This window comes from Serratia sp. BNK-12, assembly GCF_047456085.1.
Taxonomy (GTDB): Bacteria; Pseudomonadota; Gammaproteobacteria; order Enterobacterales; family Enterobacteriaceae; genus Serratia; species Serratia liquefaciens.
In genome coordinates, this window is record NZ_CP179896.1 from 3612924 (window position 1) to 3637942 (window position 25019).

The window sequence follows — 25019 nt, forward strand, 5'->3', positions numbered from 1 at the left end:
CAAACGGACATGGTGCTGTCCCCGGTGTTCAACCATGCTTAACCGGCAACCTAAACAAAGGAGAACTTTATGATTACCCGTCATCGTTTTGCCGGTTTACTGCTTTCCACTCTCATGCTGTGCAGCGGTGCGGCCGCCGCAGCGCAAACCCCAGGCAAGGTGATTGCCCCGCTGCGTGGCGTTATCGATCAGGTGAGCGACACCAGCCTGCAGGTCACCGATCGCAAAGGGGAAAAGGTCAGCGTCAAGCTCAATGACCAGACCCGAGTGCTGAGCGTGTCGAAGGGCACGCTGGATGATATCAAGCCGGACAGCTTTATCGGCACCGCTGCCGTACCGCAGCCGGACGGCTCTTTGAAAGCGTTGGAAGTGCACGTGTTCGCAGCCAGCCTGCGTGGCACCGGCGAAGGCCACTCGGCCTGGGAATCCGCCGACGGTAAGGTCGACACCATGACGAACGGCACCGTGGGCAAACTGGTGAAGTCCAACGGCCGCACCCTGACCGTGACCTACGGTAACCAGCAGAAAACCGTTAACGTGCCGGAAGATGTGCCGATCGTCACTCTGGATCCCGGTGACCGCAGCCTGTTGAAACTGGGCGCGCATATCGTGTTGTTCTCCGCCACGGACGATAAGGGCGAACGCGTTGCTACCCGCATTTCTGCCGGCAAAGACGGTACCGTTCCACCGATGTAATTCAGGAGTGCATGATGAAAAGCAACGCGCCGCGGCCGGTGCATCGCTGGCCGGTCCGCCTGACCCATTGGATTAACCTGTTCGCCATGGTCTGCATGTTCATGAGCGGCTGGGAAATCTATAACGCTTCGCCGCTGTTCGGCTTCCGCTTTCCGCCGCAAGTCACGCTCGGCGGCTGGCTGGGCGGCGCGATCGGCTGGCATCTGGCGGTGATGTGGCTGCTGGCCTGCAACGCGCTGTGTTATGTCTTGTGGAGCCTGTTCAGCGGCCACTTGCGGCGCGATCTGCTGCCGCTTGGCCTCGGCGCGCTGCGGCGCGATATCTGGCAAGCCGTAACACTGCGGCTCAAACATCAGCATGGTCATTACAACGCCATTCAAAAACTGATGTACCTCGGCGTACTGCTTCTGGGGCTGCTGCTGGTGCTCTCCGGGCTAGCCATTTGGAAACCGGTGCAGTTACAAGGTTTGGTTAGCCTGTTCGGCGGCTTTGACATTGCGCGTTACGTACATTTTTTCGCCATGGCAGGCATTGGCTTATTTGTGGTGATTCACCTGCTGATGGTGATTATCGTGCCGCGCACGCTGTGGGCAATGATAACGGGTGGCAAACATGACGGATAAAAAACAACGCCCCATGGCACCGGGGCTGGAACCGGCACAAAAGAAACAGCTGGTTAATTTGCAGCGCCGCCTGATGCTTCGCTCCGGCCTGACGCTGGGTGGCGTCGCCATGCTGACCGGCTGCAACCTGCAGGACGGTGACCAGGTGGATAAAGTGCTGTGGGCAATGTCCCGCTGGAACGATCGGGTGCAAGCCTGGCTGTTCAACGGCCAAAAGCTGGCGCAGACCTACCGTTCGGATCAGATTACCCATCCGTTCCCGTTCAACGCGTATTACCCGGAATACAACGTTCCGGAAGTGGATCTCGCCAGCTACCGGCTGGAAGTCTCCGGTAAAGTAGAAAAAAAGGCCCCCTGGACGCTGGAGCAACTGCAACGCCTGCCGCAGCAAAGCCAGATAACCCGGTTAATCTGCATCGAGGGCTGGAGTGCCATTGGCCAATGGGGTGGCGTGCCGCTGCGCAATTTCCTGCAGCACATCGGGGCGGATCTGAACGCCCGTTACGTCGGATTCAAATGCGCGGATCGTTACTATTCCAGCATCGATATGGCCACCGCACTGCATCCACAAACCATTCTGGCGCTGGATTTCGGCGGCAAGGCGCTGCCGGCCGATTACGGTTACCCGCTACGGCTGCGGGTGCCGACCAAGCTGGGCTTCAAGAACGCCAAACATATCGCCGCCATTTTCGTCAGCGATACCAATCCCGGCGGTTACTGGGAAGATCAGGGCTATAACTGGTTCAGCGGCATTTAATTTCTGCGTAGCGCTGCGCAGAGAGCTCACCGCCCGCTGGTGCATTTATTCCGACGCTGTCAATACGAGGCTATGTTCAGTTTTTCTCCCCGGTCGTCATCAGCGTGATATCCGCCTGCAGGATCGCCTCTCGCGCTGCGGCGGGCAGATTATCATCGGTAATAATCGCGTCAAATACCGCAATCGGCAACGCCAGATAGGTGGCTATTTTACCGTATTTTGAGGTATCGCTGAGCAGGATACAGCGGCGACTGGCGTCAACGATGGCTTTCTTCACCATCACCTTATCTTCATTGGGCGTCGACAGGCCGCGCATGCTCCATGATGAGGCGGAAATAAACGCCAGGTCGATAAACAACCCACGTAGCGCCTGAGCCGCCGCTTCACCAACGCAGGAACGGTTCTCGCGACAGACGGTGCCGCCGGTGTGAATGATCTTGCACTGGCTGTGTTCTATCAGGTAGCCCGCAATCACAAAATCATTGGTGACCACCGTCAGATCTTCGCGCTCACTGAGGTGCTTTGCCAATGCCAGCGTAGTGGTGCCCGCATCCAGATAAATGCAGCTGTTGGGCGGGACCTGCCGGGCAGCCAACTGACCGATGGCCGCTTTCTGTTGGCTGTACATCCCTTCCTTATCCTGATGAGAAGGTTCAATCGCCACCCGTTCAGCAGATTGCACCCCGCCTGACACTGCCAGTACCGCGCCCTGCTCCTCCAGTTTTTGCAGATCGCGGCGAATCGTCATATGCGACACTCCCAGCCGCTCGGTCAATTCGGCAATACTGACCACCCCGCGTTCTGATACCAGCGCTAAAATTTGCTGATGGCGTTCTACAGGTATCACGGTTCCCTCTCTTTTTACCACAGTGATAATAATTGTGATTTTACGTCAATTTTCGTTCGATGAAAGCAGCCATTTTGCAGGCCGTGAGATCGCTCATGGTATCGATGACTTATTTTAAATATTTTTAAAACAGTGAGATAACGCGATATCAACCTTTTTAAGCGCATCAATTAAGGCTCCACTTAATGTTAATAATTGTGATATCGATCGCTGACTCAGCGTATCAATGCGCTTACATTTAACACAACAAAACAAATTATCACTAAAATTAACACGAGGTGCCAAATGACACAGCCAGGGGATTTTGCAGTTTGCATCGTAGGGTTAGGTTCCATGGGAATGGGGGCGGCGAAGTCGTGCATTAATGCCGGGCTGACGACTTATGGTGTCGATCTTAACCCACTGGCGCTGGCCACATTGCAGCAGGCCGGGGCCAAACAGGCTGCCACCAGCGCAGATGGATTCGCCTCTGAGTTGGATGCGTTATTGCTGCTGGTGGTTAACGCTGCTCAGGTCAAGCAGATCCTGTTCGGCGAAAACGGCCTGGCGGCGAAGCTGAAGCCCAATACGCCAGTCATGGTCTCTTCCACCATCTCCGCTGCCGATGCCAGGCAGATAGAACAACAACTGCTGGCGCTTGGCCTGAACATGCTTGACGCTCCGGTTTCAGGTGGCGCAGCCAAGGCGGCTGAAGGCCAAATGACGGTGATGGCATCCGGCGCAGAATCTACATTCCAACAATTGCAGCCGGTGCTGGACGCCATTGCCGGCAAGGTCTATCGCATTGGTGAAGAGATTGGCCTGGGTGCCACGGTGAAAATCATCCACCAATTGCTGGCCGGGGTGCACATCGCCGCCGGAGCCGAGGCCATGGCGCTGGCTGCCCGCGCCGGTATTCCTCTGGATGTCATGTACGACGTCGTCACCCACGCGGCCGGCAATTCCTGGATGTTCGAGAACCGTATGCGTCACGTGGTTGACGGCGACTATGCGCCCAAATCGGCGGTGGATATCTTCGTGAAGGATCTGGGGCTGGTGGCGGATACCGCCAAAGCACTGCATTTCCCGCTGCCGCTGGCATCTACCGCTTTTAATATGTTTACCGCCGCCAGCAATGCCGGTTTCGGCAAAGAGGATGACAGCGCAGTGATCAAAATCTTCTCCGGTATCGACCTGCCGCAAAAGAAGGAGAACGCATAATGCTGCTCGGCGTAATTGCAGATGATTTTACCGGCGCGACCGACATTGCCAGCTTTCTGGTGGAAAACGGCCTGTCGACGGTGCAGTTAAATGGCGTACCGCATGATGAAATGCCGATTGAAGCGCAAGCGGTCGTTATCAGCCTGAAATCAAGATCCTGCCCAGCTTCGCAGGCAGTTGAACAATCTTTGCAGGCGCTGGCCTGGCTGCAGCGCCAGGGCTGCCGGCAATTTTACTTCAAATATTGCTCAACCTTCGACAGCACTGCGCAGGGTAACATCGGCCCGGTGACCGATGCGCTGCTTGATGCACTGGGCGAAAACCAAACGGTGATTTCCCCGGCGCTGCCGGTCAACGGCCGGACGGTGTATCAGGGCTATCTGTTTGTGTTGGATCAACTGCTGTCGGAGTCCGGCATGCGCCATCACCCGGTGACGCCGATGACCGACAGCAATCTGCTGCGGTTGATGGAAGCACAGGCTCAGGGACGCTGCGGACTGGTAACGGCCGCAGAGATGGATTGCGGTGCCGGTGCGGTGGTGGAAAAGCTGCAACAGCTGGCGCAGCAAGGCGTGCGATATGCGGTGCTGGATACGCTCAATGAGCAGCACTTGCTGACCCAGGGCGAAGCGCTGAAAAATATGAAGCTGGTGACCGGCGGATCGGGCCTGGCCATCGGCCTCGCACGGCAATGGGCTCAGCCGGGACAAGATCGTCCGCAGGCCGCGGGAGCCCCACAGGGGGAGAAAGCGGTGGTCCTGTCCGGCTCCTGCTCCGTCATGACCAATCGACAGGTCGCTCGATATCGTCAACAGGCCCCGGCCATGGCTATCGACGTGGCGCGTTGCCTTAGCGAATCTGACCGCGCGGCCTATGTCACAGAACTGGCCGACTGGGTACAGCGGCAGGAAAATGCCCCGCTGGCCCCGCTGCTGTATGCCACCGCCGAACCGGAGAAACTGCAGCAGGTTCAGCAACAATATGGCATGGCTGCAGCCAGTCAGGCAGTGGAGTCACTGTTTGCCGGAGTGGTTAAACAGCTCCAACAATCAGGGTACCGTCGCTTTATCGTTGCCGGCGGCGAAACCTCTGGCGTAGTGACGCAGGCGCTGGGCATTCGCGGCTTCCACATCGGCCCCTGCATCTCTCCCGGCGTACCCTGGGTTCGCGCCATCGAACAACCGGTTTCACTGGCCCTTAAATCGGGCAATTTTGGCGATGATAACTTTTTCGCCCGGGCACAAACGGAATTCCCATTATGACAATGACGACCGAACAACAGGCACGCGAAGAGATGGTGCGCCTCGGAGCCTCGTTCTTCCAACGCGGCTACGCCACGGGCTCCGCCGGTAACCTTTCGCTGTTGCTGGCGGACGGCACGCTGCTGGCAACCCCGACAGGATCCTGCCTGGGCGAACTGCAGGCCGAGCGGCTGTCGAAAGTCAGCCTGAACGGCGAATGGCTGTCCGGCGACAAACCCTCGAAAGAGATCAGCTTTCATCGTGCGCTGTATCTGAATAACCCAGAGTGCAAAGCGGTGGTGCACCTGCACTGTACCTACCTCACCGCGTTATCGTGCCTGCAAGGGTTGGACGTGGAGAATGCCATAAAACCCTTCACCCCTTATGTGGTGATGCGGGTCGGCAAGGTGCCGGTGGTGCCGTACTACCGCCCAGGTGATTTACGGCTGGCGGAAGACCTGGCCAAACTGGCACCGACCCACCGCGCCTTTTTGCTGGCCAATCACGGCCCGGTGGTTACGGGCAAGGATCTGCGGGCGGCAGCGGATAATACCGAAGAGATGGAAGATGCCGCCAGGCTGATTTTCACCCTCGGCGACCGCCCAATACGCTATTTGACCGATGATGAAATTACCGAGCTACGGAGCTGAACCATGCCTAAGTTTGCCGCCAATTTATCGATGATGTTTAACGAACTGCCATTCCTGGAAAGGTTCGAGGCTGCCGCAGCCGAAGGTTTCACGGCAGTCGAGTTCCTGTTTCCCTATGACTATCCGGCCGAATTGCTGGCGGAACAACTGCGCAGCAACGGTTTGCAGCAGGTGCTGTTTAATACCGCGCCGGGCAATGCCGAAGCCGGCGAATGGGGGCTGGCGGCGGTGCCGGGCCGCGAGCAAGATGCGCGTGCAGATATCGATCGCGCCCTGGCTTACGCCATTGCGCTGAACTGCCCCAACGTGCACGTGATGGCCGGCGTCGTTCCCCCGGGGGCGGACTGGCAGCGCTATCGCGATACCTTTATCGATAATATTCGCTATGCCGCAGACCGCTTCGCCCAGCACGGCATCAAGGTGCTGATTGAAGCGCTCAGCCCACAGGTTAAGCCGCATTATCTGTTTTCCAGCCAGCACCAGGCAGCCGAACTGGTCGAGGCCATCGATCGCTCGAACGTCTTCGTACAGTTCGACTTTTTCCATGCTCAGTTGGTGGACGGCAACATCAGCGGGCTGATGCATTCGCTGGCCGGCCGCTACGCCCATATTCAGATTGCCTCGGTGCCGGATCGTCATGAACCGGACGACGGCGAACTGAATTACCCGTGGCTGTTCGACCAACTGGACGCCATCGGCTATCAAGGTTGGATCGGTTGTGAATACCGGCCGCGTGGCGATACCACCGTCGGGCTTGATTGGCTAAGACCTTACCAGTAAGGCACTGCGCCAACCCAGGGATTTCCAAAACATAAAAATTAAACGCACCCGTATCGCCAACCGGCGATCGCGGTGCCTGACTCTTACCCGATTAAAGGCTATTTCATGTCTACCTCTATGCTTTTGATGATTGCCGTATTAGGTGTGGTACTGCTCTTGCTGATGGTCATCAAGGCCAAGATCCAGCCCTTTGTCGCCTTGCTGGTGGTCAGTCTGTTGGTGGCGTTGGCCAGCGGCATTCCTACCGGCGAAGTGATGAAAGTGATGACCGCAGGTATGGGCGGCGTACTGGGTTCGGTGACCATTATCATCGGCCTGGGCGCGATGCTCGGCCGTATGATCGAACATTCTGGCGGTGCCGAATCGCTGGCCCAGCGCTTCAGCAAAGCTTTGGGGCCGAAACATACCGTGGCCGCCCTGACCATCGCCGCATTTATTCTCGGCATTCCGGTCTTTTTCGACGTCGGCTTTATCATCCTGGCGCCGATCATCTACGGTTTTGCCAAGGTCGCTAAAGTTTCGCCGCTGAAGTTCGGCCTGCCGATGGCCGGCGTAATGCTGACGGTTCACGTCGCCCTGCCGCCACATCCAGGCCCGGTCGCCGCAGCCGGGCTGCTGAACGCCGATATTGGCTGGCTGACCATTATCGGTCTCGCGATTTGTATTCCGGTAGGCGTGATCGGTTATTTCACAGCCAAGCATTTGAATCGTAAAACTTATCCACTGTCGATTGAGGTACTGGAACAGCTGCAGCTGGCAGCGCCCGAACCGGCGCCGGAAGGCAAAGCACCATTGAGCGACCGCATCAATCCGCCTGGCGCCGGGTTGGTGGCCGCGCTGATCGTCATTCCTATCGCGATTATCATGCTGGGCACCGTTTCGGCCACGCTGCTCGAGCCGGGTTCAGCACTGCGCGACACGCTTTCGTTGCTCGGCTCACCGGCGGTAGCGCTGATGATTGCCCTCTTGCTGGCATTCTACTTCCTGGCCATTCGTCGCGGCTGGAGCCTGCAACACACCAGCGACGTCATGGGGGGCGCTCTGCCGACCGCCGCGGTGGTGATCCTGGTTACCGGTGCCGGTGGCGTATTCGGCAAAGTCCTGGTGGAGTCAGGCGTGGGCAAGGCATTGGCAGACGTGCTGACCACCATAGGCCTGCCGTTGATCCCGGCAGCTTTTATCATTTCGCTGGCGCTGCGCGCCTCTCAGGGGTCCGCTACTGTAGCGATACTCACGACTGGTGGCCTGTTATCGGAAGCGGTTAGCGGGCTTAATCAGCTGCAATTGGTACTGGTCACTCTCGCCACCTGCTTCGGCGGGCTGGGCTTATCGCACGTAAATGACTCCGGCTTTTGGATCGTCACCAAATACCTCGGGCTTTCGGTCGCCGATGGCCTGAAAACCTGGACGGTACTGACGACGATCCTTGGCCTGAGCGGTTTCCTGTTCACCTGGTTACTGTGGCTGGCGGTGTAATTTCTCTGGCATACTGCACAGACCGCCTCTGGCTCTGTGCAGGAAAAAATAATGCCTCTTATCACTACCGCACCGCTGTTGCTTACCGAACGTTTACGCCTTGATGCACATACGCTGGACGACTTTGACTCGCTGGCCGCCATGTGGGCCGATCCTGAAGTGGTTCGTTATATCGGCGGCACGCCGAGGGATCGTGAAGATTCCTGGGGCCGCCTGATGCGCTACGTCGGCCACTGGGCGTTGCTGGGTTATGGCTACTGGGCCGTGCGCGATAAAGTCAGCGGCGCTTACCTTGGCGGCATCGGTTTTTCCGACTTCCAGCGCAATATCCATCCGGCGCTTGATGCCCCCGAAATGGGCTGGACGCTGGTGACCTCGGCACAGGGTAAAGGCTATGCCACCGAAGCGCTGCGCGCGGCTTTGGCCTGGGGAAAAGACCATTTACCGGGCGATAAGGCGGTATGCATTATCTCCCCGGAAAATCAGCCCTCATTGGCATTGGCGAAGAAAGTCGGTTTCAGCGAAAGTCATCGCAGCGAGTACCACCAAAGCCCAATTCTGGTGATGCACTGCCCGCTATAAGCCGGCAACCTGACCCGACGCGGTAGCCAAAGCGACCTGGACAAAGTTATCCCGTAGCGCATCAGGCTGCTGCGGGTTCCAAGCGATACCGACTTGCCATTGGGTCTGTTCGCCGCTCAGCGGCAGAATATCGATGCCCGCCGGCGCAATATGCGTGACGCTATGCGGCAGCAGAGCAACGCCAATGCCGGCGGCAACCAGTGCCAGCAAGGTTTGAATATCACCGGCCTGCTGTACCACGTTAGGTGCCAGTTGATGGGCGGCAATAAAACGCAGCGACTGGTCGCTCAGCCCGCGCCCACGCTTGGGCGTCAACTGTAACAACGGTAAGGTGTTGAATTGCTCCATGAGGGTGTCCGCCCGCAGCGCCAGCGCCGAAGGCGCCGCCAGCACCAATCGGTCACTCAACAACGCACTGGCGCGCAACGGCGTACTGACAGGTAATCGCACAAATCCCACCTGCAGCTCCCCCTGCAATAGCAACTGATATTGCCGTTCTGAAGGCAAGTCTTCCAACCCCACGGCAACCTCGGGAAAGCGATGACGGAAAGCGGCCACCAACTGCGGCGCCAGATGAAAGCTGGACAGGCCAAAGCCGATTGCCAAACGCCCCGCCTCCCCCCGTACCACCTGCACGGCTCGCTGCTGAAACTGCAGATGCTGAGCGACTAACGTTTGAGCTTCAGGATAGAGCCGTTGGCCGCTGGCGGTCAGCTGCGCCCCCTGACGGCCACGGTTAAACAAGCGGGCGCCCAGCAGCGTTTCCAACGCCTGGATCTGTTTGCTCAGCGCCGGCTGAGTGATGCACAGCCGCTCTGCCGCCAAGCGATAATTGCCCTGTTCGGCCAGTACCACGAAGGCGCGGAGTTGTCGTATATCCATTCCGTTAGGTTATCAAAAAAGGAATTTAATTGATTATACAGTAATCAAAGGCTTTGCTGTAATCAACGCCAGATAACAGCCAAAAGGTAATCCTATGACAAACTCTTTACGCGCCGCGACGGTGCAGTTTCAGCATCGCGCCAATGATAAAAACTACAACCTGTCGGTGATCGAGGGCTTTATCACCCGCGCCGCCGCCGAACAGATCCAGCTGCTGACCTTCCCGGAAATGTGCATCACCGGCTATTGGCACGTACGCCACCTCAGCGCCGGTGAAATTGGTGCACTGGCGGAGCCCATCGCCGACAGCCCTTCGCTGGCGCGCATTCGCCCGCTGGCCGAACGCTATAACATGGCGATCGGCGTCGGGCTGATCGAATTGGGAGAGGACGGCAAATATTACAATGCCTACGCCGTTTGCCTACCCGACGGCAAGCTTCACGTTCACCGTAAACTGCATGCCTTTGAACACCCGGCAATCGCCAGCGGCGACAGTTTCACCGTGTTCGACACCCCATGGGGTATCCGAATGGGGGTGCTGATCTGTTGGGACAATAACCTGGTTGAGAATGTCCGCGCGACCGCATTGCTGGGGGCAGAGGTGCTGTTGGCACCGCATCAGACCGGCGGCACTCATTCGCGTAGCCCACACGGCATGAAGCCGATCCCACTGGAAATTTGGCAACGGCGGCAGGAGGATCCGGCGGCGATAGAGGCGGCGTTTCGTGGCGAACACGGGCGTGGCTGGCTGATGCGCTGGCTCCCGGCACGTGCCCATGACAACGGTTTGTTTGTGTTGTTCAGCAACGGAGTGGGACGTGACGATGACGAAGTGCGTACCGGCAATGCGATGATCCTCGACCCTTATGGCCGCATTCTGGCGGAAACCTGGGCGGCAGAAGATCAGATGGTCACGGCCAACCTTGATCTGTCGCTGATCCCGCTCAGCACGGGCCGCCGCTGGATCCACGGTCGTCGACCGGCACTGTACGACATTCTTACGCAACCACAAGGCTATGAGCGAGATGCCCGCAGCGCGCGGTTTTCAACGGAACCGGCGCAAAAACTGGGCAAGTGACCGACGCCGAATGACAGGCAAAAAAAATCCGCCCGAAGGCGGATTTTTATCTGATGCGGCCAACTGCGCCACATGCTCATGCCCGCAGGCATGGAGAAATCTTAGAAACGGTAGCCTACGCCAACGCTCCAGATACCAACGTCAACACTGCGGATACGGCTCTGCTCGTAACCAACGTCCAGTGCTACGTCCTGGATTGGGTTGAACTGCAGGCCAGCACCGTAGGTGAAGCCGTAGTCGCTGCTGCCGTTACGGTCAGTACCGTTTTGAGCGTTGTCGATGTTTTTACCGTAACCAACACCCACTACACCGTAGATGCTTGCCCAGTCGTTGAAGCGGTAAGCTGGACCGGCAGTGATAGAGTTGTACTGAGCTTTACCGTAGTAACCGTTCTCAGAACCGTTCTTCTCTACGTGGGTAAAGGAGCCGATAACACCCAGTGGGTTGTTGTCGAACTCGTAACGGTATTTCAGGTTGAAACCGTCGGCTTTGTTAGCAACGCCTTGGAGATCACCCTGCGCATAGCCAGCGGATACGGTGCTCTGACCAGCGAATGCGGTACCTGCGGTTACTGCTAATACACAGGCTGCTACTGCGGAAAGACATGCAATTTTTTTCATAACCACCTCAAACGCGTTATATTTTTAAGTAAATCCATTTGTTCATGCATTGAAAATATAACAAAAATTAGCGTGAAACTCTGCCTTAAAATGAGTGTCTAATGCTTTATATCGTGTAACATTAGATTTCAAGAACAGTGTATCTACTTCATTTCGCTCTATTTTCGAGCCGCATTCTACGCGTTTCTGTGATAAGAATCACCTATTTAATATCCAGACAATTCTTAAAAAAAGAGCACTTTTTGACCATAAAAGCTGTTCTGGTGCCGTAAGCCAGCGCTTTTTTTCGTTGAAAATGCTTTTCTCAGACACATTTACCGCAATTCATTTACACTGCCGTCATCCAAACATCGACCTCTTCCCAGATCGTGGGAAATGCATAAAAGGCTCTAAAGGATGTCTTCGTCTGCAACCGCAAAAGCGTCTTCTACGCTGCTGCCAATCTGCCTGTTGATCATCGCTATGGTCTCTATCCAAAGCGGTGCCTCCCTGGCCAAAAGCCTGTTCCCGCTGGTCGGCGCAGAAGGCATCACCACGCTGCGTTTGAGTATCGGCACGCTGATCCTCTTTATTATCTTCCGCCCGTGGCGCATGCGATTTGCCGCCGGTAGCCGACTACCGTTGTTCATTTACGGTCTGGCGCTGGGCGCGATGAATTACCTGTTTTATCTTTCTCTGCGTACTCTGCCGCTCGGTATCGCCGTGGCATTGGAGTTCACCGGCCCGCTGGCGGTCGCCATGTTCTCTTCACGCCGTGCGATTGACTTTTTGTGGGTGGCACTGGCGATCGCCGGACTCTGGTTCCTGCTGCCGTTGGGCCATGACATGGGCAGCATCGATCCCTTCGGCGCCGCCTGTGCGCTGGGTGCCGGTGCCTGTTGGGCGGTCTACATTATCTGCGGCCAGAAAGCCGGTGGCGACCACGGGCCGGGAACCGTTGCGGTGGGTTCACTGATTGCCGCCGTGGTGTTTTGCCCGATTGGCGCCTGGCAAGCCGGCAGCGCACTGCTGAACATTGATATCCTGCCGGTCGCCCTGGCCGTAGCTATCCTCTCTACCGCGCTGCCCTATTCGCTGGAAATTATTGCGTTGCCAAAAATACCGGCGCGGACTTTCGGCACATTGATGAGCCTGGAACCGGCACTGGCTGCGCTTTCGGGCATGCTGTTCCTGAATGAACACCTGACGACGGTGCAATGGCTGGCGCTGGCGGCGATCATTACCGCCTCCATGGGGGCGACCCTGACCATCAAACCCAAACCGCAAATCGAAAACCTGTCCTGAGTGTTGGCTACGCCTGCATTTGCCCAAAGCGGAATGCAGGCGGGTTAACTGTTTTCACGCTGGCAAACAGGCATACTTTTCCCCGCAGTCCCCCCAGGTAGTTATGGAAATAAACCCGGCAGGGTTAACCACATGGAGAGTTAAAGTGATTTATAACACGCTGTTTAACCCACGCTATGGGCGTGGGCTGTCACCGACACTGGTCGAAACCATCACCGCTGTGCGTCAATACGATCTCGCCGAGCTGGCTCAGGGGCGGCATGAGATAAAGGGTGAGAAGATCTTTATGGACGTGATGACGCTAACCACCGGGCTAGCGGAAACCCGACGTGCAGAGCTGCATCAGGAATATGCCGCCATTCATCTGCTCCTCGGCGGTGAAGAACGCATTGATTACGGTTTGCCGGGGGATTGGCAAAGTGAGTTGCCTTATGACGATGCACGAGATGTACAACTGCTGGATATCATACGCCACCGCCAGACGCTGGCGATGTTTCCCGGTATGTACGCCATATTTTTACCTCATGAGCCGCACAAAGTCGCTTGCCAACTTAATGTATCGATGCCAATCAAAAAAGCGGTGATAAAGGTGCATTACACCCTGCTGCTGTAATTGGCCAGCCGGTCTGTCTGGATGACCGACCTCCCATCGCGCTGAGCGAAAGCCGCCCTGATCAATACTGGGGCAAAGCGCGTATAAACCTCGCCGTCTGCGCCGGAGAGCGCAGTTGGATAAAGCGGATATGGCGATACCGGGCATCGTTCATATCCGCAAGGTAGCCGGCCCGGTTTTTACGGTAGGTTTTGATGGTCCATAAAACGATGGAATCACGGCTGAAAAAGGAACGGCGGAAGCTCTCGCGGTTACCGGTGCCGGGCCACAACTCGGTACCTTGCCATGCGCGTGTAGCGGCACGACGCACCGCCTGAAACAGCGTACGACAAAAGCCGTAATCTACCCATACCACCCAATCAACGCTTTCCCATTTAATCGTTTTGGTCCGGCTGTAATTGCCGTCAAGCACCCAGCCGGACTCCGCCTTGGCCAGCGCCTGCGCGACCTGCGCCAAAAACTCGTCATCGGGTGTACCCTGCCATTGCGGACGCCAAAACAGCTTGTCCAGCTCGATATGAGGCAGCGCAAACTTTTCCGCTAGCTGGCGCGCCACCGTGCTTTTGCCACTGCCACTGGTTCCAACGACGTTAATTTTCATGGGAGCGAATTCTGAGATGGAGGGAAATAGCTTAGCGGGATGTTATTCGTCTATCAATATGAATTAACAGGCAATTAATAAAATGAAATAAAAATGATTTAGAATGACGAATTTTGATGAAAATATAAATGAAAATGGTTATTAAACGCCTTCCTGAAATTATTACCCTGCGGAACCACCCTCACGAGAGAGGACGAAACAATATCATTACAATTCAAACCATTAGTAAAAAAATAAATATATCCCTATAACCTTACCCTTACTGGAGTTAATTTTCAATTCGTTAGAACCTATTTATCCAATAGCCATTTTCGGCCTGCAAAATGCTATATCGCTGCTATAATTACTCCCGTGACAAAAATAGGACAACGAACTAACGAGAGGATATCTGATATGAGTACCGCTAAACTGGTGAAAACGAAATCTTCTGAGCTGCTTTACACTCGTAATGACATGGACGAAAAAACCAAACTGGAAGCCATCAAGGCGTTGAACCATCAGGTGGTTCAATTTACCGATCTGTCGTTGATCACCAAGCAGGCGCACTGGAACATGCGTGGCGCCAACTTCATTGCCGTGCATGAAATGCTGGACGGGTTCCGTACCGCCATCATCGATCACCTGGACACTTTTGCCGAGCGCGTGGTGCAGTTGGGCGGCGTGGCGTTGGGTACCGTGCAGGTCGTGAATGACAAGACCCCGCTGAAAAGCTATCCGACCAACATCCACAGCGTGCAGGAACACCTGAAAGCGCTGGCCGATCGCTACGGTGTGGCCGCGAACGACATTCGCAAGGCCATCACAGAAGTCGCTGATGAAGATACCGCGGATATGTTTACCGCTGCGTCACGCGATCTGGACAAGTTCCTGTGGTTTATCGAGTCCAACATCGAATAAATCTGCGCGACAAACAATCAAAGCGTTCCGCATTGCGGGATTGAACAGGCTGCGGGCTTTGCCCCGGCCTGTTTTTCTTTTACGCCGCTTGAATTGCTCAAAAAACAGCCCATAGTAGATAAATAGTAGATAAAACGAACTGATGAAGACTCAGCACTAGCGAGGTGATCATGGCAAGCGGATGGGCGGCAGACGGTGCCGTACAAGATCAAATCGACTCTACCGTCGATGATGCCGTACAGCGTGCCAGACAGGCGCTGGGACAGGGCGAAAGCGAACATTACTGTCAGGAATGCGGAGAGGAAATCCCTCTGGCGCGTCGGCAGGCGCTGAAAGGCGTGCGTTATTGCCTGGCCTGCCAAACCGAGTTGGATAAAAAGCAGGCGGCAAGCAGTTTATATAACCGTCGCGGCAGTAAAGACAGCCAGTTGCGTTGAGCTTATCGACGCAAAATATACCCCATGGACCTCTCTGACAGAACACTCCTGCACCAAATGCAACAAGCTTGCGGCATAAAAGTTAGAGTTAGTTATCAATATTGAAGCGAAACCGTTAACTATCGGTTGTTTCAACCCCATTATTTGGTTAATGATAGACCCATGCACCACCAGGTCGCCAAAAGCACCATTTTGGGGCCTCAATTTGGTGCATAAAAATAATAATTCGACCTTCAGAGCCAACATCACACCGCAACTCTTTGTTTTTATAGTAGTTGAAAACATGGCACGATTTTTTCATGGCACCAACTGCAATATAAAAAATGGGTAATCCGCAACCTGTACAGGAAATTCCTCTCATGAAGTCAATTTTTAAAGTCTCCCTGGCCGCACTTTCGCTGGCCTTTGCCGTAAGCTCCCACGCAGCAGACAAACTGGTCGTCGCCACCGATACCGCGTTCGTTCCTTTTGAATTCAAACAAGGCGATAAATACGTTGGTTTCGATATCGACCTGTGGGCCGCTATCGCCAAAGAACTGAAACTGGATTACACCCTGAAGCCTATGGATTTCAGCGGCATCATCCCGGCACTGCAAACCAAAAATATCGACCTGGCGCTGGCGGGCATCACCATTACCGAAGAACGTAAAAAAGCCATCGAATTCTCTGACGGCTACTACAAAAGCGGCCTGCTGGTGATGGTTAACGCCAACGATAACAGCATCAAGGGCATTGACGATCTGAACGGCAAAGTGGTGGCGGTGAAGAGTGGCACCGGCTCCGTGGATTACGCCAAGCAGCACATCAAAACCAAAGACCTGCGTCAGTTCCCGAACATCGATAACGCCTATATGGAACTGGGCACCAAACGCGCTGACGCGGTGCTGCACGACACGCCAAACATTCTGTACTTCATTAAAACCGCCGGCGCCGGCAAGTTCAAAACCGTTGGCGACTCGCTGGAAGCACAGCAATACGGCATCGCCTTCCCTAAAGGCAGTGACGAACTGCGCGTGAAGGTGAATGGCGCGCTGAAAACGCTGCGCGACAACGGCACCTACAACGAAATCTACAAAAAATGGTTCGGTACCGAACCTAAATAACGGATGAAGTCAGTCACTGATTCACTTAAGCACAGGGGTGGTGCCTTAGCCCCTGCGCTTTGTTGTATCTGATTCCCACGTTTGGGATCACCGGGAGAAAACACCATGCAGTTCGACTGGAGCGCCATCTGGCCCGCCATCCCTATCCTGTTAGAAGGCGCCAAAATGACCCTGTGGATTTCGGTCCTCGGTCTGATTGGCGGCCTGATCATCGGCCTCGTTGCCGGTTTTGCCCGTACCTACGGCGGTTGGATTGCCAACCACATCGCCCTGGTATTCATCGAAGTTATTCGCGGCACGCCTATCGTGGTGCAGGTGATGTTTATCTACTTCGCCTTGCCGATGGCGTTCAGCGATTTGCGCATCGATCCCTTTAGCGCGGCGGTGGTCACCATCATGATCAACTCCGGCGCCTACATTGCGGAAATCACTCGCGGCGCCGTATTGTCGATCCACAGCGGCTTCCGTGAAGCAGGTCTGGCGTTGGGTCTGTCGCGCCGCGAAACCATCCGTTATGTCATTATGCCACTGGCGCTGCGCCGCATGCTGCCGCCGCTGGGTAACCAGTGGATCATCAGCATTAAAGACACCTCGCTGTTTATCGTGATCGGCGTGGCGGAACTGACCCGTCAGGGCCAGGAAATTATTGCCGGCAACTTCCGCGCGCTGGAAATCTGGAGCGCCGTGGCGGTTATTTATCTGATTATTACCCTGGTGCTGAGCTTCGTGCTGCGTCGTCTGGAAAGAAGGATGAAAATCCTGTGATTGAATTTAAAAACGTCTCCAAGCACTTTGGGCAAACCCAGGTGCTGCACAATATCGACCTGAAAATTAATCAGGGTGAAGTGGTGGTGATTATCGGGCCTTCCGGCTCCGGCAAATCCACGCTGCTGCGCTGCATCAACAAATTGGAAGAGATCACCAGTGGCGATCTGATCGTCGACGGCCTGAAAGCCAACGATCCCAAGGTTGACGATCGTCTGATCCGTCAGGAAGCCGGCATGGTATTCCAACAGTTTTACCTGTTCCCACACCTGACCGCACTGGAAAACGTTGCCTTCGGCCCGATCCGCGTACGCGGTTTGAAAAAGTCGGATGCGGAAAAACTGGCGCGCGAACTGCTGGCCAAAGTCGGCCTGGCGGAGCGTGCACATCACTACCCTTCCGAGCTTTCCGGCGGCCAACAGCAGCGCGTGGCTATCGCCCGTGCGCTGGCGGTAAAACCGAAAATGATGCTGTTTGATGAACCGACCTCCGCACTTGATCCGGAACTGCGCCATGAAGTGCTGAAGGTTATGCAGGATCTGGCGGAAGAAGGCATGACCATGGTCATCGTCACCCACGAAGTCGGCTTTGCCGAAAAAGTGGCTTCGCGACTGATCTTTATTGATAAAGGCCGGATTGCGGAAGACGGCAACCCGCATGACCTGATCAACCACCCGCCAAGCCCGCGCTTGCAGGAGTTCTTGCAGCACGTATCCTGATTTACCCTACCCAGCGGTGGGCCTGTTCCGGGCCCGCCGTTTCTATATGGCAATAGCACGCGTTATCACTCCCTGCGCCTCTTCATTTTCTACTATATTCTTTGTTTTTCTTAACATTTGTAATTAATCCGCCGATTTACAGAGCCCCAAGAGAGGATACATGCCCGCAACCGCATACTCCCGATTCGGTTCTCATCTGCGAGAACAGCTGTTTCCCCTGTTGCTGCTGCTGATCACTTATGCAGTTTCTCCACTGGCAACGGCGCAGCCCGCACAGGATCCCGCGCCCAGTGGCCAAACCGAGCAGCAAAAAACCTCCTACGCGGCGCTCGCAGATATTCTGCAAGACGACAAAGCCCGTGCCGAACTGATTAACCATCTGAGACAGGCTGCGGATCAACCAGCCGCAGCGCAGCCCAAGTCAGCAACGCCCGAGCCGTCAGACTCGCTGAGCGAAAGCCTGACCAGTTTGGCGCAAGACAGCCTTAGCACCCTCGACAAGAAGTTAAACTCGAGGCAAAAACTGATCGACTCTGGGCCAAAACGCACTTTCCATCCGGACGTTTTTTTTCGGGCTTTGGGCTATTTTCTGCTGACGGTTGCGCTGACCTTTGCCCTCTTCCATCTGATCCGCCGGATAATCCGCCCGCTATACAAACGCATCGGCAACTGGGGGCACAACGCCAAACTTCAGCATGATTCGTGGTACAAACTGCCAACGGCGATCCTCGGCGCCTTCGCTATCGATTTGCTGGTGTTGTTGCTGGCACTGACTGCCGGTAATCTGTTTGCCCGTCATGTCCACGCCGACAACGCCACCATATTGCGGCTGCAAACCCTGTTTCTTAGCGCCTTCGCGGTGATCGAATTCTTCAAGGCGGTACTGCGGCTGATTTTTGCACCCAATTTCGATTACCTGCGTCCTTTTGCGTTCTCCGATGCCGTCGCCCATTACTGGAATACGCGCCTTGCCTGGCTGAGTGGCCTGATCGGCTACGGCCTGATGGTGGTGGTGCCGGTAGTGGCGACACAGATCAGTTACCCCGCAGCCGCCGCAGCCAATCTGGTCATCATGCTGGCACTGACGCTATACGCACTGGCGTTGATCCTGCGTAACCGCAAGCCGATACAGCTCCAGATTAACCTGCTGGCCGAACGATCGATGGCGTTCTTCAGCATCATTCTGCGCGGTTTGGGCCATGTCTGGCACCTGCTGGCGATCGCTTATTTCCTGGTGCTGTTTGTCCTGTCGCAGTTCGATATTGGCAACAGCCTGAACTTTATGATGACCGCAACGGTAAAAAGCCTGGTGGTTATCGGCGTCGGGGCGTTGATCTCCGGCCAACTGACCCGCTGGATTTTCCGCCGTATTTCGCTGCCGGATGATGTCAACCGACGCTATCCGATGCTGGAACGTCGTATTAATTCCTATATTCCCAATGGGTTGAAAATATTGCGGGTGATGGTGGTGCTGACGGTCACGCTGCTGCTGTTTGACGCCTGGCATCTGATCAACCTTTACCAGTGGGCAAGCAGCGAAAACGGGGAAAAAATCGTCGGCGGACTGGTACATATCCTGCTGATCCTGGTGATTGCGGTTATCAGCTGGACGCTGATGGCCAGCGTTATCGAACATCGACTGGCGCTGGAGTTGAGCAACGGCATCCGTCCCAGCGCGCGTGAACGCACGCTGCTGACGCTGTTTCGTAACGTGCTGGCCATCGTTATCAGCACCATTACCATTATGATTGTGCTGTCGCAGGTGGGGATTAATATTGCCCCGCTGCTGGCCGGGGCCGGGGCGTTGGGGCTGGCCATCAGTTTTGGCGCGCAAACGCTGGTAAAGGACGTGATCACCGGCGTATTCATCCAGTTTGAGAACGGCATGAATACCGGCGAGTACGTCACCGTCAGCGGCATTACCGGTACGGTTGAGCGCATGACCATCCGGTCGATTGGCCTGCGGGACGATTACGGCGTGTATCATATCGTCCCCTTTTCTTCGATCACGACGCTGGCGAATTACGCCCGTGAATTTGGCGTGTACCGCGCCAACTACAGCGTTAGCCGTGACGAAGATATCGATCATGTCCATGAGGTGCTGCATCAAGCCGTCGCCGCGTTGAAACAAGACGAACAGGTGAAGAGCTTTTTGGTGGGCGAACCGGTGTTCAACGGCGTAGTGGCGCTGGGCGATCGCTCCTTCACCACCCGGGTGACCGTACGCACCCAGGCGTTAAAGCAGTGGGTGGTGCAGTATGCCCTCGACCGTCTGGTCAAAATACACTTTGATCAAGCCGGTATCGCTATGCCGCAACAGGCAATGCAACTTTCTTATGCGCCAGGTACGCAACAGTCGGCAACAAAACAAGTTGAGTGAAGAATGACGCTAACCCCGGCAGGGGTTAGCGTCACCGACCTCAGTGCAACGACTCTCCCTGCTTGACCGTGGTAAACGTCTGCATCAGTTTGACCACATCCTGCATACCTATATTCACCCGATTAATCACTTCACCGGCATCGTGCGTCAACGCCACGCCACCGCCAGCCTGTTCCACACAGACCGCCATGCCGGCTATGGCCGCCGCCACTCCCTGCTGAATAGATTTGGTGATACGTTCAATTTCAGTCGCCGCCTGGCGAGACTGTTCCGCCAGAGTACGTACTTCATTAGCGACAACGGCAAATCCGCGCCCATGCTCACCCGCATGCGCTGCCTCAATCGAGGCATTAATCGCCAACAGGTTGGTTTGAGAGGCGATTTTACGGATTGCCTCCACCATAGTGCCTATCTGCTGTGAACCAATGCCCAGCTCACTGACCACCGCGGAAGTATCGCGCGCGGCCGCTTCAACCTGTTGCATGCCTGCGACCGCCTGCTGGACGATCACGGCCCCTTGTGCAGCGGTCCGGTCAGTATCCAGTGATAAATGGTGGGCATTACGCACCATTTCTTCTTCGTGCTGCTGTTGGATCATCTGCCGGGTGATATCTTGAGCAATTTTCACCACTTTGACCACTTGCCCATCATCATCAAGAATCGGGTTGTAACTGGCCTCCAGCCATACCCGCTCTCCGCGCCGGTTCACCCGTTCAAAACGCCCGGTGATAAACTCGCCGCGTGCGAGACGCCGCCAATGCTGGCGGTAATCGTCAGAATGGGCAAACTCAGGTGGGCAGAGCACCGCATGCGCCTGTCCCCGCGCCTCCTCGATTCGGTAGCCCATCAATTTCAGCATATTGTCGTTGGCGGCAAGGATCTTGCCGTGCGCGTCAAAGGTGATCATTGCCATCGAACGGTTTAGCGCCGACAGCAGGCTCTGATGCTCCTGCGCCTGGGTGATGCGCTCCGTCACAACGCTGGCGATCTTGACGATCTCCACCACCCGCCCCTGTTTATTCATCACCGGGGTATAGGTGCCCTGCAGCCACACGGCCTCGCCGTCTTTGCGAATGCGTTTTATATTATCGGTAATGGGCTTGCCGTTATTTAATATATCCCAGTGATTGCGATATGCCGGGCTGACGACATATTCCGGGGAACAAAAGAGGCGGTGATGCTGGCCGATAACTTCCTGTCGTTGAAATCCCATCGTTTTTAGAAATAAATCGTTAGCGCGCAGCACGGTGCCATCGGGTTTAAATACGATCATGGCAACGGCATTTTCTATCGCGCTCAACTCGGCACGGCTGTGGGTGTTTAACTGACTGAATCGTAACAGCATAGGGTTAAAATCCTTCTGGCAGATGATTTAGCAGACAAGTGCTTTTCATTTTATTTTTCTGCACGCTGCGCCCACACGCAGACGTGCATCACCCTGAGAAACAGGCAGGCCTAATTCTCCTGGCAGATAAAGCTCACCGGATTAAAATATCAATTAAGTAAGGTAACTATTGTGTTTTGAATAAATAACTTATTTAAGATTTTTAGTATTGGACGACGTATTGAGAATAACGCAACATGCGGAAATTGAAAGGGAAACGCGAAGATTTATAGGTGCCGGTCAAATAACCGGCACCAGAGTACATTAATCCAACAACCAAGATTCAGGCAACCAATAATTCCTCCGTTGATGCCGAACCGGTGACAGTGACCTCCGGTGGGACATAGCGCAGTTCGCTAAGTAACAGCTGGTGATCCTGGCCCAAAAGTAAGATCACGCTGTCTGCAGCATCCAGCCGGTGATCGTCGTTATTGTCGACAATAATATAACTGCTGTTTTGATCGGCCAATACACTGCTCACCCCCACCTTAGCGCTGAGCGCCCCCGGTCTGTCCAGATCCAACAGTGCCGCCAGCAGTTGGCTGGGGCTCCCCATCTGTTCATCTGTCAGCGCACCGATCCGGCCTTCAATATTTTGACCGTCGCTGGTACCGTAATCTGCCAATGAGCTCCCCCCGGCATTATGGGATAAGCGTACGCCAGACAAAACGTCAGTAACGCTGTCTTGCTGTAGTGAAAATCCCTTGAGAGTGACGCCGGAAGCTGCCGTACTTGATTGCAGAGTTATACTGTTTTTCCCTGCACCTGCGATTAGCGTGGTATCGCCCATGATATTGAACTGGTCATTGCCGCCCCCACCTTTGACTAACAATTGCTCACCCACCAGCCCCAATTCGACCAATAACGGAGCTAATTTCGCCTGGCTAGCGCCGCTGAGGGGCAGTAAATCCAGCATCTGAATCAGCGTACCGTTTCCGCTGCCGCCATGGGCCGAATTGAGAGTGAACGCGTTGCTGGCAAAGGCTGAAGCATCAATCAGGCCCACATTGTGATACCCCTCTTCTAAAGTCAGGTTGAAGCTCGCTCGACCCGAAAGCACGATGTCATGCACCTGGTCATTGCTGCCGGTCAAAGTCAATGTGCTGGGGCTCCAACCCGTGGCATTGATGGCAATCAGCTCCAGCGGATTTTCACTGCCGTGGGAATCCAGCGCCAAAAATCCGACGTTTCCACTGCCGGAAAATAACAGATCGACGCGGTGAGTAGCATTTTCCAGAAAATCGATTTCGATCCGGCTGTCAAACTGATTGCCCACACTGCTGAATTCAAGCCGTGCGGCTTGCGCATTGGCGTTAATCACTTTAACGTTATCTGCCCGGCCGGAAAGCAACAGTCCACCACTACCAAGATCGTTTGCCACCCGATCCTGAATGACATACCCACCTAGGGTTCCCTCAACCGTTGCGTTACCACTTATCACGCCGTAGTCAAAAACGTGTGCTTCAGTGGCCAGTTTTACCGTCTGAATCCCACTCCAACTGACCTTATTCAGGGTCGCTTCGGCCTGGCCAATATAACCAGCCAGATCAAGCTGCTCAAAATGGCTGAAATTTGCAGCGTTGCTGCTAACCGTGCTGACACGCATTCCCCAAAGGTCTAGCGTGGACGTGAGTTTGACGATCAGATTAGCGGACAGAATGTCCATGCCTGCGCCACCGTCAGCCTTCAGCGACCAACCTACATGATTGGCGCCTCCGGTAGAGTTCCCGGCCCACAGCAGGCTGTCATTGCCCTCACTCAGATTAAAATTTCCGGTTGCGGCAGCGACATCGGCCAGCCCGGTTAACTGTACCCGATCGCTACCGTAGGTACCGTCGAGGGTGACGTTAGCGTTATTTACGGTCACCGCCACGCCATATTTGACGTTCGGATTGTTGTGCAACTGAATGGCTGCAGCCCCATCCCCATTGATAATCAGATAGGAAAGTTGGGCAGCGTAGCTCAGATCCACTGCGGCATCCGTATCTGCATTAAGGAAAACCCGGAACAGTACCGCAGTTTCGGCGTTGCTCAACGAGTGTCCGACATGAGTGTTTACCGTCCCGTAGGCATTTCCGCCCTCTTCGCTGGTGCTTAGCGAAGCCGTGGTTTTATAACCCAGACTTTGGCCAATTTCGCGGGCAAACGCCCATTGCTCACTCTGAGTAATACCGCCGATGATGTCGCTAGTCACCAGATCCTCAACCACGGCCTGCGTGATTAGCCCCTTGTCGTCACCCAACGTCCGGTAATGCGCCAACTGTTGCTCATCTGCTGCCCTGCCATGAACGGCTTGATACACGTGCTGAATAAAAGCATCCCCCTGCAGGTTGCCAATTTGTTCCTGAAACTCGGGAGTTGCCAACAGGCCAGCCACCAACTCAGCATAGCTCAGGGTGCCAGAGGCCAGGGTTTTGCTCCAGGTATCCAATGAACCGGCATCGATACTCCGTTCAGGAATAGCGCGGAACAGTGCTGCCACCTGTTCCAAATAAACCGTTGCGGGCAACTCCCCCGAAGGAAATTCATAACCGGCATCATTAAAATGCTGTTGCGCAGTTTGATCTGCCGGTGCCACTTCGCCACGTAATTGCTCAATCATGGCAACCAGCAGCTCACCACGTGTCGCCCCTTCCGCCAGTTGATGCTGATAATCGGCCAGCTCAGCCGCCGTTGGCGAACGTTCGAAACCCTGTTCAAACAACTGTTGAATAAAATCACCGTCGGAAAGGTTATTGATTGGCAAGGTCTCTATTTTTTCCTGCGCCAAAACGGCCAGGTCGGCACCCTGATTGAGCTGACTGCCATACGAATTGATTTCGTCGGCCAGCCAAGGGGCTTTCAGCAGGTAGAACACGGCGATGGCATCGCCTGCCCCTCCGACAGCATCCGCGGCGACGGAAGGAAAGAGTCCCTCGGCAATCCGTTGGTCCAATGCATCACGCTGCGCCAGAATGACAGGATCGTCACCAAGATAATTAAAAAGACTGATGACTACACTGGCGATCGCGCTGTTGAAATGGCCCTGCATAAGCAGCTCGTTGATATAATCCGGATCGGGGTAGGCGTTATAAACTGAAAGGTAGACTGAGGTTAGAATATCGTATTCGCTCTGGCCGCTCATCCAGTCGGCATCAGGCTGACTCATTAAGATACTGGCCATATAAGCCGGCGGCTGACTGCTGATATCAAATTGACTATCGTAATAGTCGATTTCTGAAACCGTTGGCAGACGCCCAAAAATACCGATAATCAGGGCGCCGACCTCTTGCTGCGTAGATAAAGGAATCATAATAAATCCCACTAATGTGTCGAATGAAAGAGACGGCACATCAGTGCCGCAACCTGTCTCCTGCAACATAGAGAGAGACGATGCACACTGCTGGGATAGCTATTATTGGTAT

The 25019-nt window shown here is 55.1% G+C and carries 24 protein-coding genes; 18 read left to right on the forward strand and 6 right to left on the reverse strand.

Annotated features, from left to right (window positions below):
- The first annotated feature begins 69 nt into the window (after window positions 1-69).
- From ACMGG1_RS16765 to ACMGG1_RS16775, 3 genes are read left to right on the forward strand one after another with little or no spacing between them, the layout of a single operon-like run.
- Window positions 70-696 carry a hypothetical protein gene (locus tag ACMGG1_RS16765; protein ID WP_414160870.1) on the forward strand — a complete coding sequence of 209 codons (627 nt, stop codon included), beginning with the start codon at window positions 70-72 and terminating at the stop codon, window positions 694-696.
- Between the two features lie 14 nt (window positions 697-710).
- Window positions 711-1319, forward strand: coding sequence for a cytochrome b/b6 domain-containing protein (locus ACMGG1_RS16770; RefSeq protein WP_020825933.1), 609 nt, complete (start codon window positions 711-713; stop codon window positions 1317-1319).
- Entirely contained in the window at window positions 1309-2076 is a 768-nt protein-coding gene (locus ACMGG1_RS16775; RefSeq protein ID WP_020825932.1) for a molybdopterin-dependent oxidoreductase, read from the forward strand. The genes ACMGG1_RS16770 and ACMGG1_RS16775 overlap by 11 nt, the downstream gene beginning before the upstream one ends.
- A gap of 76 nt (window positions 2077-2152) precedes the next feature.
- Here the strand turns inward: ACMGG1_RS16775 and ygbI are convergent, their stop codons facing one another.
- On the reverse strand, window positions 2153-2923 hold the full coding sequence (gene ygbI / locus ACMGG1_RS16780; protein WP_116690890.1) for a DNA-binding transcriptional repressor YgbI: 771 nt from the start codon (window positions 2921-2923) through the stop codon (window positions 2153-2155).
- 285 nt (window positions 2924-3208) lie between these two features.
- Between ygbI and ltnD the strand changes: the two genes are divergently transcribed.
- The 6 genes from ltnD to ACMGG1_RS16810 all read left to right on the forward strand — a co-directional run bounded on the left by ltnD (window position 3209) and on the right by ACMGG1_RS16810 (window position 8852).
- Window positions 3209-4123 carry an L-threonate dehydrogenase gene (gene ltnD / locus ACMGG1_RS16785; protein ID WP_041414346.1) on the forward strand — a complete coding sequence of 305 codons (915 nt, stop codon included), beginning with the start codon at window positions 3209-3211 and terminating at the stop codon, window positions 4121-4123.
- A complete protein-coding gene (gene otnK / locus ACMGG1_RS16790; protein ID WP_414160871.1) occupies window positions 4123-5385 on the forward strand; it encodes a 3-oxo-tetronate kinase in 1263 nt (420 codons plus the stop codon). Before ltnD ends, otnK begins: the two co-directional genes overlap by 1 nt.
- Window positions 5382-6014, forward strand: coding sequence for an aldolase (locus ACMGG1_RS16795; RefSeq protein WP_122077830.1), 633 nt, complete (start codon window positions 5382-5384; stop codon window positions 6012-6014). Before otnK ends, ACMGG1_RS16795 begins: the two co-directional genes overlap by 4 nt.
- 3 nt (window positions 6015-6017) lie before the next feature.
- On the forward strand, window positions 6018-6794 hold the full coding sequence (locus ACMGG1_RS16800) for an HPr family phosphocarrier protein (protein ID WP_046374115.1): 777 nt from the start codon (window positions 6018-6020) through the stop codon (window positions 6792-6794).
- A gap of 105 nt (window positions 6795-6899) precedes the next feature.
- Window positions 6900-8270, forward strand: coding sequence for a GntP family transporter (locus ACMGG1_RS16805; RefSeq protein WP_122077826.1), 1371 nt, complete (start codon window positions 6900-6902; stop codon window positions 8268-8270).
- A 51-nt stretch (window positions 8271-8321) separates the two neighbouring features.
- Window positions 8322-8852, forward strand: coding sequence for a GNAT family N-acetyltransferase (locus ACMGG1_RS16810; protein WP_020825925.1), 531 nt, complete (start codon window positions 8322-8324; stop codon window positions 8850-8852).
- On the opposite strand, the gene ACMGG1_RS16815 is transcribed toward ACMGG1_RS16810, so the two are convergent.
- Entirely contained in the window at window positions 8847-9734 is an 888-nt protein-coding gene (locus ACMGG1_RS16815) for a LysR family transcriptional regulator (RefSeq protein WP_128864010.1), read from the reverse strand. The genes ACMGG1_RS16810 and ACMGG1_RS16815 overlap by 6 nt on opposite strands.
- Before the next feature lie 94 nt (window positions 9735-9828).
- On the opposite strand from ACMGG1_RS16815, the gene ACMGG1_RS16820 reads away from it, so the two are divergent.
- Window positions 9829-10812 (forward strand): nitrilase family protein, encoded by a 984-nt coding sequence (locus ACMGG1_RS16820; RefSeq protein WP_048761562.1) that lies wholly within the window; start codon window positions 9829-9831, stop codon window positions 10810-10812.
- A 101-nt stretch (window positions 10813-10913) separates the two neighbouring features.
- Here the strand turns inward: ACMGG1_RS16820 and ompX are convergent, their stop codons facing one another.
- Window positions 10914-11432, reverse strand: a complete 519-nt coding sequence (ompX, locus tag ACMGG1_RS16825) for an outer membrane protein OmpX (RefSeq protein ID WP_020825922.1) — start codon at window positions 11430-11432, stop codon at window positions 10914-10916.
- Window positions 11433-11828: 396 nt separating this feature from the next.
- Between ompX and rhtA the strand changes: the two genes are divergently transcribed.
- Together rhtA and nanQ are read left to right on the forward strand one after the other, a co-directional pair.
- A complete protein-coding gene (gene rhtA, locus ACMGG1_RS16830; RefSeq protein WP_142815651.1) occupies window positions 11829-12716 on the forward strand; it encodes a threonine/homoserine exporter RhtA in 888 nt (295 codons plus the stop codon).
- Between the two features lie 145 nt (window positions 12717-12861).
- Entirely contained in the window at window positions 12862-13329 is a 468-nt protein-coding gene (gene nanQ / locus ACMGG1_RS16835) for an N-acetylneuraminate anomerase (protein ID WP_261108206.1), read from the forward strand.
- 61 nt (window positions 13330-13390) lie between these two features.
- On the opposite strand, the gene ACMGG1_RS16840 is transcribed toward nanQ, so the two are convergent.
- Complete coding sequence (locus tag ACMGG1_RS16840; protein ID WP_122077820.1) at window positions 13391-13930, reverse strand: adenylate kinase; 540 nt, start codon at window positions 13928-13930, stop codon at window positions 13391-13393.
- Between the two features lie 393 nt (window positions 13931-14323).
- Between ACMGG1_RS16840 and dps the strand changes: the two genes are divergently transcribed.
- From dps to ybiO, 6 genes are all read left to right on the forward strand, one after another.
- Complete coding sequence (gene dps / locus ACMGG1_RS16845) at window positions 14324-14827, forward strand: DNA starvation/stationary phase protection protein Dps (RefSeq protein ID WP_020825918.1); 504 nt, start codon at window positions 14324-14326, stop codon at window positions 14825-14827.
- Between the two features lie 170 nt (window positions 14828-14997).
- Entirely contained in the window at window positions 14998-15264 is a 267-nt protein-coding gene (locus ACMGG1_RS16850; protein WP_020825917.1) for a DksA/TraR family C4-type zinc finger protein, read from the forward strand.
- A 359-nt stretch (window positions 15265-15623) separates the two neighbouring features.
- Entirely contained in the window at window positions 15624-16367 is a 744-nt protein-coding gene (glnH, locus tag ACMGG1_RS16855) for a glutamine ABC transporter substrate-binding protein GlnH (protein ID WP_046374121.1), read from the forward strand.
- Between the two features lie 105 nt (window positions 16368-16472).
- Window positions 16473-17132, forward strand: coding sequence for a glutamine ABC transporter permease GlnP (glnP, locus tag ACMGG1_RS16860; RefSeq protein WP_020825914.1), 660 nt, complete (start codon window positions 16473-16475; stop codon window positions 17130-17132).
- Window positions 17129-17851: a glutamine ABC transporter ATP-binding protein GlnQ gene (glnQ, locus tag ACMGG1_RS16865; RefSeq protein ID WP_020825913.1), complete on the forward strand. Its 723-nt coding sequence runs from the start codon at window positions 17129-17131 to the stop codon at window positions 17849-17851. The genes glnP and glnQ overlap by 4 nt, the downstream gene beginning before the upstream one ends.
- Window positions 17852-18011: 160 nt before the next feature.
- Window positions 18012-20231, forward strand: coding sequence for a mechanosensitive channel protein (gene ybiO, locus ACMGG1_RS16870; RefSeq protein ID WP_217330971.1), 2220 nt, complete (start codon window positions 18012-18014; stop codon window positions 20229-20231).
- A gap of 40 nt (window positions 20232-20271) precedes the next feature.
- On the opposite strand, the gene ACMGG1_RS16875 is transcribed toward ybiO, so the two are convergent.
- Together ACMGG1_RS16875 and ACMGG1_RS16880 are read right to left on the reverse strand one after the other, a co-directional pair.
- Window positions 20272-21576 (reverse strand): methyl-accepting chemotaxis protein, encoded by a 1305-nt coding sequence (locus ACMGG1_RS16875; RefSeq protein WP_414160872.1) that lies wholly within the window; start codon window positions 21574-21576, stop codon window positions 20272-20274.
- Between the two features lie 322 nt (window positions 21577-21898).
- The gene (locus ACMGG1_RS16880) at window positions 21899-24907 is read right to left on the reverse strand and encodes a DUF4214 domain-containing protein (RefSeq protein ID WP_414160873.1); all 3009 of its coding nucleotides are present in this window, start codon (window positions 24905-24907) and stop codon (window positions 21899-21901) included.
- Window positions 24908-25019: the final 112 nt, after the last annotated feature.